General features: G+C 60.8%; 11 protein-coding genes. 4 read left to right on the forward strand and 7 right to left on the reverse strand.

The window, feature by feature from the left end; all coding sequences use genetic code 11:
* Nucleotides 1-251: 251 nt before the first annotated feature.
* Nucleotides 252-806 (forward strand): hypothetical protein, encoded by a 555-nt coding sequence (locus tag EWM57_RS12255; RefSeq protein ID WP_129921441.1) that lies wholly within the window; start codon nucleotides 252-254, stop codon nucleotides 804-806.
* A gap of 80 nt (nucleotides 807-886) precedes the next feature.
* On the opposite strand, the gene EWM57_RS12260 is transcribed toward EWM57_RS12255, so the two are convergent.
* Nucleotides 887-1,885 carry a sugar phosphate nucleotidyltransferase gene (locus EWM57_RS12260; RefSeq protein WP_129921442.1) on the reverse strand — a complete coding sequence of 333 codons (999 nt, stop codon included), beginning with the start codon at nucleotides 1,883-1,885 and terminating at the stop codon, nucleotides 887-889.
* Between the two features lie 196 nt (nucleotides 1,886-2,081).
* On the opposite strand from EWM57_RS12260, the gene EWM57_RS12265 reads away from it, so the two are divergent.
* The 3 genes from EWM57_RS12265 (at nucleotide 2,082) to EWM57_RS12275 (ending at nucleotide 4,028) form a co-directional block, all read left to right on the forward strand.
* Complete coding sequence (locus EWM57_RS12265) at nucleotides 2,082-2,660, forward strand: LemA family protein (RefSeq protein ID WP_129921443.1); 579 nt, start codon at nucleotides 2,082-2,084, stop codon at nucleotides 2,658-2,660.
* Between the two features lie 85 nt (nucleotides 2,661-2,745).
* Nucleotides 2,746-3,201 carry a TPM domain-containing protein gene (locus EWM57_RS12270; RefSeq protein WP_129921444.1) on the forward strand — a complete coding sequence of 152 codons (456 nt, stop codon included), beginning with the start codon at nucleotides 2,746-2,748 and terminating at the stop codon, nucleotides 3,199-3,201.
* Entirely contained in the window at nucleotides 3,198-4,028 is an 831-nt protein-coding gene (locus EWM57_RS12275; protein ID WP_129921445.1) for a TPM domain-containing protein, read from the forward strand. The genes EWM57_RS12270 and EWM57_RS12275 overlap by 4 nt, the downstream gene beginning before the upstream one ends.
* A 77-nt stretch (nucleotides 4,029-4,105) precedes the next feature.
* On the opposite strand, the gene EWM57_RS12280 is transcribed toward EWM57_RS12275, so the two are convergent.
* From EWM57_RS12280 to EWM57_RS12305, 6 genes are all read right to left on the reverse strand, one after another.
* Nucleotides 4,106-6,520, reverse strand: a complete 2,415-nt coding sequence (locus EWM57_RS12280; protein WP_129921446.1) for a T9SS type A sorting domain-containing protein — start codon at nucleotides 6,518-6,520, stop codon at nucleotides 4,106-4,108.
* A gap of 351 nt (nucleotides 6,521-6,871) precedes the next feature.
* A complete protein-coding gene (locus EWM57_RS12285; protein ID WP_129921447.1) occupies nucleotides 6,872-9,394 on the reverse strand; it encodes a T9SS type A sorting domain-containing protein in 2,523 nt (840 codons plus the stop codon).
* 188 nt (nucleotides 9,395-9,582) lie between these two features.
* The gene (locus EWM57_RS12290; RefSeq protein WP_129921448.1) at nucleotides 9,583-10,206 is read right to left on the reverse strand and encodes an exonuclease domain-containing protein; all 624 of its coding nucleotides are present in this window, start codon (nucleotides 10,204-10,206) and stop codon (nucleotides 9,583-9,585) included.
* Between the two features lie 99 nt (nucleotides 10,207-10,305).
* The gene (locus EWM57_RS12295) at nucleotides 10,306-10,647 is read right to left on the reverse strand and encodes a hypothetical protein (protein WP_129921449.1); all 342 of its coding nucleotides are present in this window, start codon (nucleotides 10,645-10,647) and stop codon (nucleotides 10,306-10,308) included.
* 8 nt (nucleotides 10,648-10,655) lie between these two features.
* Nucleotides 10,656-11,291, reverse strand: a complete 636-nt coding sequence (locus EWM57_RS12300; RefSeq protein ID WP_129921450.1) for a DUF1684 domain-containing protein — start codon at nucleotides 11,289-11,291, stop codon at nucleotides 10,656-10,658.
* Between the two features lie 69 nt (nucleotides 11,292-11,360).
* Nucleotides 11,361-12,536, reverse strand: a 1,176-nt coding sequence (locus EWM57_RS12305; RefSeq protein ID WP_129921451.1) for a T9SS type A sorting domain-containing protein, incomplete at its 5' end; no start/stop codon positions are given.

The following is a 12,536-nucleotide window of genomic DNA, read 5'->3' on the forward strand; positions in this document are numbered from 1 at the left end:
TTGTGGGCAACGTCGTGTAAGGCTATAAAATTTTACGGCATAATCCGCATATAGACCTGTTCCGATGCGTTCCGCGGGGCCAGTTGCCCCGACAAAATTGTGCCACAAAGCCGGAAGCCCCGCTACCTTGGCCAACGCCCCGCTTGCGAAAACAACCCGACCGTTCAGCTTTATTGCTTGGCAATCCGGGCTTTGTTGTTTGCGCTCTGCGCCTGCTTATCCACTTTTCCGCTACTTATTTCTAATCCCGCATGCCCAAAAGCAAAACCTTCCTGCTATTCGTTTCCAGCCTGTGCTTCCCTTATGTTCAGTTGTTACTGATGTCCCGCAATCATTCCTTCCTGCTGGACTTTCTGGCCTTTATGTGCGTGGTAATCACCGCCATTATCTTGATATTCCGTGCCCGGGATAGTAGTACTGCCCTGATTCTTTATCTCCTGGTAGCCGGGGGAATCATACTGCTGTGCTTCGCGGCCTTCGATACCCTCCAACGCGCCGGTGATTACCTAATCTTTAAAAGTCAGCAGAGACAACTGGACAAGTTCGTGGCTGAAATCCGACCCCACCACAAGCCCGAAGGCCTTCAACTTTTCTCACCGACCCAGTCTCTTTCGGGCTTCATCAGATACTACGAGGTGCTACCGGACAGCACTATCCTCTTCACGCGGGGCGGTGAAGAAAGCATTTTTTTCTGGGGCTTTGCTTACTCCTCCACCGGCGCTAAACCCACGGTCAACTTTGCCCCTATGCCCTATTGGCACCAGCTTGACACCCACTGGTACGCCTGGTTCCGCTACGACAACTAGATGCTGCACAAAAGCTAACAGCTACTTCCTGAGCAGAAAGCAGCTGTTAGTAAACAACATGCATAAGAACAGCCAACGGCCTAGCTGTAATCGATTTCGGTGTTATCACCGATGTTCAAACTATGGTTCAGGCCCCGGAACGAGGCGTCGGAGCCCACGATACAGTCGTGCATGACGGCCTGCCGCAGCTCGGAGTAGGAGCCGATGATGGAGTCGCTCAGAATCGTGTTCTTGACGATGGTCCGGTCGCCGATGGCCACGTTGGGCCCGATGATGGAGTGCGAAATCTGGCAGTCCTTGCCGATGCTGACGGGCGGAATGATGATGGTATCGGGAAACTCGGGGTAGTGGCGCTCCAGAAACTCGGGCCGCCCCAGCAGACGGGCGTTGGCTTCGAGCAGGCTTTCCTTGCGGCCGCAGTCAAACCAGTTGTCGACCGGGGCGGTGCTCATCTGGGCCCCGTCGTTGATCATCAGCATCAGGGCATCGGTGAGCTGAAACTCGCCGTGGGTGCGCTGGTCCTGCCCAATCAGGCGCTCCAGGGCCGAGGCCAGCCAGGCCGGGTCGGCAATCTTGTAGAGGCCCACCAGGGCGTAGTTCGACTTCGGAATGCGCGGCTTCTCCACCACTTTCGTCACCCGGCCGCTGGGGCTGGTTTCAACCAGGCCAAACATGCTTGGGGTCTTCACTTCCTTCACGGCCAGGATGCTGCCCGGCAGTTGGAGCAACTGGGGCAGGTCCACGTCCACGATGGTGTCGCCGAGCATGATGAGCACCCCATCCTGGTCGTGGCGAAACGTGTCGCGGGCCAGCCACAGGGCGTGGCCGATACCCTCGCGCGGCTCCTGCACCACGAAGGTGGCGCGCAGCTCGGGATACTGCCGGCGCACGTAGCTCTCAATCTTCTCGCCCAGGTAGCCGATGATGAAGACGAACTCCTCGATGCCGGCCGCCCGCAGCCGGTCGATGATGTGACCCAGAATGGTATTGCCGGCCACGGGCACCAGCGACTTGGGCTGGGTGTGCGTGTGGGGCCGCAACCGCGACCCAATACCAGCAACAGGAATAACAGCTTTCATGAACAGCAACGCTAGCGTAAGTCCGCAAAGTAATCAATCATTGTCGAGTGAGCCCCGGCACAACCGCAACGACCCGAATGCGTACTTTGCAGCGCACCGGGTGGTGGCCCGTCGTAACCAGCCACGGGCCGTCCGGGTTTTCGCCCTTCCTTTGCTTTCTCCTTCCTTTTTTCCCTTCCATCCTATTTCCTTCCACATGAAACGGTTTCTCCTCTACTTCGCGGGCCTGGTCATTCTGCTTTCGCAGTCCTCCTGCGGCTACAACTCCATGGTGTCGAAAGACCAAGCCGTGAAGGCGCAGTGGGCCAACGTGCAAAACAGCTACCAGCGCCGCGCCGACCTGATTCCGAACCTGGTGAACACCGTAAAAGGGGCTGCCAACTTCGAAAAGTCGACCCTGACCGACGTAATTAATGCCCGCGCCAAGGCTACTAGCGTGCAGATTTCGAGCGACCAGCTCACGCCCGAAAACCTGCAGAAATTCCAGGAAGCCCAGAGCCAGGTTAGCGCCGGGCTGGGCCGGCTGCTGGCCGTGTCGGAAAACTACCCCGACCTGAAGGCCAACGCCAACTTCCAGGAGCTGCAGGCCCAGATTGAGGGCACCGAAAACCGCATCAACGTGGAGCGCGGCAAGTTCAACGCCGTCACCAACGACTATAACGGCTACATCAAGTCGTTCCCCAACAACCTGTTTGCCGGCATGTTTGGCTTCAAGGAGAAGCCTTACTTCGAAGCCGACGCGGCCTCGCAGAAGGCGCCGACGGTTCAGTTCTAAGCTTGTTTTTGGCTTCTGGTTTTTGGTTTTCGGCCGTGACTGGCCGAAGCCAAAAACCAAAAATGAACTCCCAAAAACCATTGCCATGAACAATCCTCTTACCCCCGAGCAGGAAGCGGCATTAGTGGCCGCCATCCGGCAGGCGGAAACTACCACCTCCGGCGAAATCCGGGTGCACCTGGAAGACACCTGCCCCACGCCCGAGCCCCTGGATCGGGCCGCCCAGGTGTTTGCCGAACTCAACATGCACAAAACGGCCCTGCGCAACGGCGTGCTGTTTTACCTGGCTTGGGACACCCGACAGTTTGCCGTTATCGGCGACGCGGGCATTAACTCCGTCGTGTCGGATGAGTTCTGGGAAATTACCAAGGAAGCGGTACTCGAGCAGTTCCGCATCGGCAAGTTTGTGCTGGGCCTGGAGCGCGGCATCAAGATGGTGGGCGAGCAGCTCAAGCGCAACTTCCCCTACGACGCCACCACCGACCAGAACGAACTCGACGACACCATCTCGTTTGGCGACGCCAAGCCGCCGCGCGTATGACAACACTCCCCTTTTTGCCGCCCCGCGGCCTTTGGCTCCGGCTCCTGCTGCTGGTTGTGCTGGTCGTCGGCGGGCTGCGCCCGGCCCTGGCCCAGAATCTACCCCCGCGCCCCAACCCGCCCCGCCTCGTCAATGACCTGGCCGGGATGCTGCGGCCCGATGAGGTGCAGGCCTTGGAAGACAAGCTGGTGGCCTACAACGACTCCACTTCCTCCCAGATTGCCATCGTGACCGTGCCCACGCTCGGCGACTACGAAATTGCCGACTATGCCCAGCAGCTCTACGAAAGCTGGGGTATCGGGCAGAAAGGCACCAACAACGGCGTGCTGCTGCTGGTAGCTGAGCAGGAGCACCGGGCCCGCATCCAGACCGGCTACGGCCTGGAAGGTGCCATTCCGGATGCCTTGGCCAAGCGCATCATCTCCAATACCATCGTCCCGGCCTTCCGCGAAAAGCAGTACTACCAGGGCCTGAACCTGGCTACCGACGAGCTCATTGCCCTGGCCAAAGGTGAGTACAAAGCCGACCAGGCCCCCGCCACCCGCGACGATGCGGACACGAGTGGGTCGGGTTGGAAGTTCTGGCTCATCATTGCCGCGCTGGTGCTGTTTATCATCCTGCGCAGCCGCGGGGGCGGCAACGGCGGGCGGCGTAGCGGCGGCTTCGGCGGCGGCATGATTCCGCCCATCATCTTCGGCGACTTCAGCGGGGGCCGCGGCGGCTTCGGCGGAGGGTTTGGGGGTGGCTTCGGCGGCGGAGGTGGCGGCGGATTCGGCGGTTTCGGGGGCGGCAGCTCCGGGGGCGGCGGGGCCAGCGGCAGCTGGTAAACGGCTCATTTATTTGCACGAAATAAAAAGGGCGGCTCAGATGAGTCGCCCTTTCTGCATCAAAGCGGGTTGCTGGACTACCGGATCATGACGCGTCTTACTACCTGCCCGGCGGCGTACGTTACCCGGAGCAGGTACACCCCTGGCGTCAGATCACCGACCGGCAGGCTTACCAGAGGCAGAGTTGCCGCCTGAGTGCGTACCACGTTGCCCGTCACGTCGAGCAGTTCAAGGCGAAGGGGGTGCGCAGTGCCATCCATTTTTACCTGCAGCGCTTCGTGCGCCGGGTTAGGCCATATCTCCGTCGGCAGGTTGACCACGCTGGTAGCAGTACGTAGCACGTTTGGGGCTGTCAGACGAGCTAGCCCCAGGGCACGCTGCCCGTTTACGCTGCCGAAATAGCCCCCGACCACAATCTTGCCATCAGGCTGCACCAACACGTCTTCCACGTCCGCGTCGAAGGTCGCGCTGAATGCGAGGTCCGGCTGGCCATCGGGTAGTACCCGTTGCAGGCCATTGTTGTAGGCAGCTACCAGTACCCGGCCGTTGGGCTGCAGGGCTAGTCCGCGAACAAATTCGTAGTTGCTGACGGCAAACGTGTTGTCAACGGCCCCATCCGGTAGCAGCCGAAAGAGATTAAATTGGTTGAATGACAGTAAATGGCCTCCCACCAAAATTTTCCCATCTGGCTGCAGCAACAACTCGTCTACATTCGAAGTGAAGCTGGTTTGAAGAGGAGAAGAGAAAGTGGGGTCAAGTTGACCATCAGACTGCAGACGTGCGATTGACCGCTTCAACGTCCCTTTAAAAGTAGACCAGTAGCCTCCCAACAGTAGCTTTCCATCGGGCTGAAGTACCAAAGCGTAGACTGGTCCATCAGAACTTCCCTGGAAAGTATTATCTACTTGCCCAGTGGTAAGCAGACGGCGAACATCATACGTATCACTTGTTATAATCCGGCCATCCGGCTGCAGCACAAAACGGTCAACTAGTTCTGCCGAGCACTGAAAAGTATTATCGACAGCCCCAGTGGGTAGCAGGCGAATTAGCGCGGGGTAGGCCGTAGCAGCCGCAGTAGTAGCGGAATATCCTGCCAGTAATAGTTTGCCATCAGGCTGCAATCCAACTTGGCGTACCTCTACGTTGGTAGCCGCTTGCCCGGTGAAGGCTGCGTCAATACTGCCATCAATGTTGTAGCGTGCCACATTGTTGGCTCGAACCCCATTCACCTCATCAAATACGCCCGCTACCACCAGTTTCCTATCAGGCTGTAGCGTCATACTGCTCACGGATCCTCTAGATAACAACAATGGGTTGAAAGCGGCATCAACAGAGCCATTAGCATTCAGCAGCAAAGCGGCACCACGGTGCCCGGTCAACCAGAATCCTGTTCCAGATATTAGCAGCTGTCCATTTGCTTGGCGCTGCATACCAGTGACTGCAGTTGGATAGCGCGAGGTTAGCGGTGAGGTAAAAGTCGGGTCGAGAGCCCCATTGGGCTGAATTCGTATCAATCCCTTACTGTCTTGGCCCCCGTACCCACCCCCAATCCCAACCACAATTTTTCCATCGGGCTGCAGGCTAAATTCGTTGGCATCGTACGGGTTTTGCGACCCAGATGCGCCGCTAATATCCAGCAGGAAGTTAGTATCCTGTGCTCCGTTGGAAAGCAGCCGCCCGATCCGTCCCCTGATACCGCTCGTAAATTGAAAACTGGATCTACTGGTACTGAATAGAATTTTGCCATCGGGCTGAACCCCAATTAACCCAATGCGCGCATCGGTGGTAAGGGGGGAACTGAACGTATTATCAAGAGCCCCGGTAGGCAACAGGCGGGCAATGCCAGCTGGCGCGTTGAAGGATCCGCCCACCAAAATTTTCCCATCTGGCTGTAGAGTAATTTCCTCCACCGCGTCATCAAGCATGTTCCCGCCATTAAAGGCGGGGTCCACCGCACCATCGGGCAGCAGCCGCACAAGGCGGTTGGCTGCCACGCCATTGAAGAACGTGAAGGTGCCTCCGAGCAAAATTTTTCCATCGGCCTGCACGGCCGAAACGCGCGTAGCAGGGCTGGCAGCGCCAGCGTCAAAACTGGCGTCGGCAGAGCCATCGGCATTAAGGCGCATGATGCTCTGTCGGGTGAGTCCGTTGAGGACGATAGGGCCGCTACCAATCAGCAGAAGTTTGCCAGAGGTCAGCACCCGCACATTCCGAAACGAGCCCTGAAGCGTCGCCACGTTAGCAGCAAAGCTTTGGTCGACCGTGTTATCGGCATTATAGCGCACCAGCGGCGTGTTCAGTCCGGCATCGGTGCGGGCGAAGTTGCCTAGCACCAGGCGCTTGCCATCGGGCTGGCTAACGGCGGCTTGCACCGTAGCTGGACGGTATAATTCCGCGGGTGGGAAACCGGGGTCCAGCGTTTGGGCAGCGGCAGAATTTAAGAATAGGAAACTTACTCCTAAGGTTAAAACCTGGGATAAAAGTGTTTTCATGGGAACCGAAAAAATATAACTCCCAGCAAGTTAAGGCTAACTCTTCAAATGGACTGCTAGTCACCAGACACCTTTTGCTGCCGACCAAACGATTCTTATCTCGCTAACGGCTACAGATAAGGGTGCTATAAATGCAGCCTTATCACGCGTCCTGGCTCTGGTCTAGTGATGCCGTTGGCAGTAAGCTAATACCCGTTCGGATCTGAAACGACGAATAATACTCCTCCTGAGTTCGCCAAGCTGCCTTACTGGCGACGGACGGGTTCAACTCATCTTGTACATTCTATTAACCACAAAAAAGCCCCTGCACCATTCGGCACAGGGGCTTTTTTTCATGAACAAACCTTTCGGCTACTTCACTACCACGCGGCGCACTACCACGCCTTCCGCGTAGTTCACGCGCACCGTATAGAGGCCAGCGGCCAGGTCAGCTACGGTGAAGCCCAGCTCGGCGGTGACGGCAGTCCGCTGTGCTACCGGGCGGCCCAGGGCGTCGAGCAGCTCCACGGACAGCGGGTGCGCAGCGGCGTCGGGCAGCACGTGCAGCACCGAGTGGGCAGGTACGGGCCACACGGCCGTGCGGGCCGCCACGGCTGCCGGAGCCGCTACGTGCAGCACATTAGGCGCCGTGATGCGGGCTACGGTCGCATTGGCCTGTCCGGCTACGGTGGTGAAGGCGCCGCCCAACATACTGGCGCCGTTCGGCTGCACCAGCAGCGCACTAACCCGCCCGTTAGGCTGAGCAGTGGTGCCAAACGTGGCATCGGTCTGCCCCGAAGCCAGTACGCGTTTCAGCAGGCCCGTGCTGGCCGTCACGCCGCCCACCAGCACGCGGCCGTTGGGCTGAATGGCCAGGGACGTAATGCTGGAACTTGCGGGCTGAGCAGCCGGCACGTACGTGAGGTCGAGAGCACCAGCCGACGTCACGCGGGCCAGCTGGTTGCGGAGTACGCCGCCGTAGCTGGTGAAGTCGCCGCCGACCAGCAGTGCCCCGTCGGGCTGCTGTACCAAGGCTATAGCCTGACCCACGGAGGAGTTGAACTTGATGGCCGCCGTGTTATCGAAAGAGTTGTCGATGGCACCCGTGCTCAGGTAGCGCACCAGGTGATTTTCCTGCGTTGTGGAGAGAGTAGGGCGAAGCCAGGTGGAAGCTACAATCTTGCCATCGGGCTGGACCAGCAGGGCGGCGGTGCGGGCTATATTCGTGAAGCCGGTGGGCAGGGCGGGAGCAAACGAGGCATCCAGCGCGCCGGTGGTGGTCAGGCGTACCAGCGGCTTGGTGCTGACACCGTTTACGCTGGTGTACGTGCCGCCCACCACTACTTTGCCGTCGGCCTGCAATGCGAGTCGGCTCACACCGCCGGGCACCATCCGGGCGGCGGTGAAGGTGACATCCGGCGTACCAGTGGTAGTGTAGCGCATTACCTGCGGGCCGCCACCGGCTATAATCTTACCATCAGCCTGCAGGGCCAGCGTGCTCACGCTGCCGGGCCAAATGCCGGTATTGGCCGCGAAGGCGGCATCCAGGGTACCGTCAGCGTTGAGGCGGGCCAGCCGGTGCACGCGCTGCCCGTTGAACTCGCTGATGGTGCCACCCAGCACCGTTTTACCGTCGGCCTGTTGCACCATGGCCAACACGTTGCCTGTCGTCTGCAGCGTGGTGGTAAAAGTCGGGTCCAGGGCGCCAGTGGCCGTCAGGCGCACCAGGGGAGAATCGTCGCGGGTGCTGAAGACGGAAAACGTGCCGGCCGCCAGGACTCCCCCATTCGGCAGCACGTCCACGGACAGAATCTGCGCGTTAGCGCCGGCGCCCACCTGGAAGGATGCATCCCGGCTGCCGTCGGCGTTCAGGCGCACGATGGTGTTGCCGCCTTCACCCGGCGCGAAGCCCAAGGAGCCCGTCACGATGATCTTGCCGTCGGGCTGGAGCTTCGGGCCGTTGTTGTAGTAGTAAAAGCCCACGCTGCCCACTGGGAAGCCGGAAGGCGCGAAGGTGTTGTCGAGGCTGCCGTCGGCGTTCAGCCGCGCCAGCCCCTGGCCGGTAGCCGAGCCACTGGTCAAGTACAGGTCCCCGTTGAGCAACAGCTTGCCGTCGGGCTGCCGCACCACGTGCGACACCATGCTGCCCGGCTGCAGGGGCGACACAAACGTGGGGTCGTAGCTGCCGTTGGCGTTGAGGCGAACCAGGCCATTGCAGGTGTGCCCGTCGAACAGCTCGAAGAAGCCAGCCGCCAGAATCTTGCCGTCGGGCAGGGTGGTGGCACTAAAAACTTCGTCGCTGGCGCCCAGGCCCGGGTTAAAGCCCGTGTCGCGGGTGCCGTCGGCGTTGAGGCGGGTAATGAAGTTGGCCGGGCTGCCCGAGAAAGTGTCGAACCAGCCCAGCACCAGGATTTTGCCATCAGCCTGCACGTCCACGTCGTCAACGAACCCCTCAGTGCCCCCAATGGAGGCACCGGCCCCGATGTCGAAGCCTGGGTCGCCGGTGCCGTTGCTGTTCAGGCGCAGCAGCTCGTAGCGGCTCAGACCCGCGGCCGACAAAGAATGGTTGCCCGAAATGAGCAAGTATTGCCCGTTGGCCAGCTGCCGGCTCTTAAACACGTTGGAGGTCACGCCCACGTTCTGGGCAAAGGCCTGGTCGAGGGCACCCGAGGCCTCCACGCGCACCAGGGAGCTGACCGGGGTGCCATTGGCGCGGATAAAGACGCCGTTGACAATGTGCCGGCCATCGGCCTGGGTGAAGGTGGAATACACCGTGCCGGGGGCATACACGCCCGTAGCAGCGGCAAACGTGGGGTCCAGGGTCTGGGCCCAAGCCGGAGCAGCGCCGCCGGCCACAATGCAGGCCAGCAGCAACGTCTGTAGAGTTTTTTTCATGAAATAAACGGGTAACTGAAGAATGAAACGAGTCTGATAGAAGCACCGGAGCAGGGCCACGCGTGGCCAGACGCCTGACCGCCGGAATCCTAATAGGGTTGCTTTGCCCCGGAATTAAGGATAGAACCGGCCGGATAATCCAACCGTCAGATTGTGCCAGTAAATATAAGCTACCCCGCAACAGCAGCCTAGTGCCCGGCCAGCATTCCGCCGTCCTCTCGCACCTGCTGATACACCGGCAGTTCGTAGAATAGGCGCAGCAGCTGCACCACGTCCAGCGCGTCGGCCAGGGCCTCGTGAGCCACAGTCTGGTCGGCGAAGCGGGCCCGGGCCTTGCAGATGCTCATCGTGGGCAGGCGGGTATCTTTGCGCCAGTTCAGGTAGAAAGCCGCCGGGTCCAGCAACGCCGGCTCGTGGCGTACCAGCGTGCCCCAGCCCGGTAGTTGGCGCAGAAACGGTACGTCGAAGGAACCGATGTTCTTGCCGGCCAGCGTGGCCACCACGCAGCCGTGCTGGTCCGCTTTGAAACCCTGAGTCAGCAGAAACTCCCGCAGCTGGGGCACCAGTTCGGCGGGCAGGCAGAGCTCGGGGTTGTCGTCCTGGCGGGCCAGCTCTGCCAGCAGGCGGGCATTCAACGCCAGTGCCCCGGCCGTGCCCACGTACTCGGCGTGGCGCACCACCCGCCGAAAAGCGGGCAGCTCGGCCAAAGGCCGCACTTGGCGCGTGTCTTCTACCACGGCGGCAAGCTCAATGATCTGGTGACGGTCGGCGTGGCCGCCGGTAGTTTCGAGGTCGAGGGAAACGTAGCGCATAGCCTGCCTATACGGCCAGAGGCGGCCGGGCGCATGAAGCCGGAAGGGCTTTAGCTTGCCACGGCAAAATCATTCACCTGATTTACGCTAACCCACGACTTATTTTGTCGGAATAAAAGGCAGCAAAAAGGAAATCACCAATAATAGGGCGTACAAGCACAGATAACCGTTGCGCACCGATTTTTCCATGTCGTAAGATGCCACCACTTCTTCCGGCAGCATTTTAGCGACGACCACATAGCCCGTTATTGACACTGAAATGAACAGGGCAAGTAATGCACCCCGGTTGTTTTCAGCATAGATTTTATACCCTAGTAAAGACACAAGAAAACTCACCCACAATACGGCAAGCAAAACCAGCAGCATAACGGCCCGGAAATACGGAATTCCCCCAGTGCCGCCGCAATAATAATCGTATAGCGCCTTGAAGATATTTTTCACGACGCGCACTAATGGTCACTGCGTACCCCGGCCCGAATGGCGACGGGCAGGCGGTTTTCGGCCGGCACCACGGGGCAGGAGTACTTGCCGGTGGCGTAGGCGCAGTAGGGGTTGTAGGCGCGGTTGAAATCGAGGGGCACGAGGCGGGCTTTGGGAATACGGAAATCGAGGTAGCGGCCCCCGCCGTAGGTTTCGTGGCCGTTGGTGAGGTCGGTAAACGGCACGAACAGGTAATCCTCGTAGCCAGCTTTGTGCATCAGGTCCAGGCTCTGGTACACGGGCAGCACCAGCGGACGGCCTTCCAGCACGAAGCGCAGTTCGCCGTACTTGCGGTATTCGGGTTCCCGCAGGCCAGTAGTTTTCATCTTAAACGGCGCCGAGGTCGAGTCGCGCACGAACGTGGCCTCCACGTAGTAGCGGTAGTCGGCCGGAAAGAAGGGCAGGGCCGTGAACGTGGCGCGCACCTCGGCCGGCAGCGGCGACTGGGCCGGGTCGCGGTATTCGGCGTTCAGCTCCCGCTGGAAGGCGGCCACCGATTCGGCGTGGGCCGCGGGGGCCAGCCGGACGCTGGTTTGCGCCGAGCCGCTGCTCACGGCGGCAGCCAGCAAGCTCAACGTCAGAAAGTAGTAGTACCGGAGTTTCATGTTCGATTGGAAAAAAAGCTGCCGCACCGGTGGGGCGCGTTAGGAAAGCTACAATTTCGGCCGCCGCCCCTACTCCACCACGATGCGGCGCGTTACGACGCCCGCCGCGTAATCGATGCGCAGCAGGTAAACGCCCGCGGGCAGCCCGGCCACGGGCAGGGTCAGCTCGGTCTGGCTAACGGGCTGCTGCCGCACAGTACGCCCCAGGGCGTCTACTAAGGCCAGTTGCCGGGGCTGAGCCGCGGCTTCCAGGCGCAGGTGCAGGGCGTCGTGGACTGGCACGGGCCAGGCCTCGGTGCGGGCCAGGCTGCGCGGACCACCCACGGCCAGCACGTTGCCGGCGTCGATGCGCACGAGCGGGCTTTCCACGTAAGGACCAGCCGTGCCGAAGCGCAGGCGGGCAAAGTAGCCATAGAGCAGCACGGCCCCCGAGGGCTGCACCGAGATGCTGGCGGGCCCGGTCCGGTCGGTGAAGATGGGCGCCGAGAAAGATGCGTCGGGCGCGCCGTCGGGCTGGAAGCGGGCCATGAAGGGAGCGGTGCTGCCGATGTTGGTCGAGAAAATGGTCCCGCTGGTGAGCAGGCGGCCGTTGGGCTGAATCAGGATGGCCTGCACGGTGGCCTCGCCGAGGCGGCGCCAGCTCAGATCGGGCGCGAAGCTGGGGTCGAGCTGGCCGGAAGGCTGCAGGCGAATCAGGTTACGCACGTCCTGGCTGCCGTAGCGGCTGAATTCGCCCCCGACCAGCAGCTTGCCGTCGGCCTGCAGGGCCAGGCCGTAGAGCGGAACGTAGCCGCTGGCGTTGGTAAATTCGGTGCTGTTGGCAAACGTGGGGTCTTCGGAGCCGTCGGGGCGGTAGCGGACCAGGCCGAACGTAGTGCCGCCCGAAAACTTGTTGAAAAAGCCGCTTACCACCACCTTGCCGTCGGGCTGCAGCACGGCAGCGTGGGGCTCCCGGATAAATACGGTGGGCGGATTCACCCGAAACGAGGCGTCCGGGGTGCCGTTGGCCAGCAGGCGGGCCACGCCCAGCGTCGAGAGGGTATTGACGCTGCCGAAAGTGCCGACGGCCAGCATTCGGCCATCGGGCTGCAAGAGCAGATGCTTGACGGGGTTGCTGAAGCCCTGCCCCACGCTGAAAGTGTTGTCTGGGGCGCCATCGGGCAGCAGGCGGGTGACGCCGCGGGTGTAGTAGCTCAGGCCGGCTTCAATCAGGGCGCCGGCCACGAGCAGCTTGCCGTCGGGCTG

It is taken from the genome of Hymenobacter persicinus (assembly GCF_004167665.1).
Lineage (GTDB): Bacteria > Bacteroidota > Bacteroidia > Cytophagales > Hymenobacteraceae > Hymenobacter > Hymenobacter persicinus.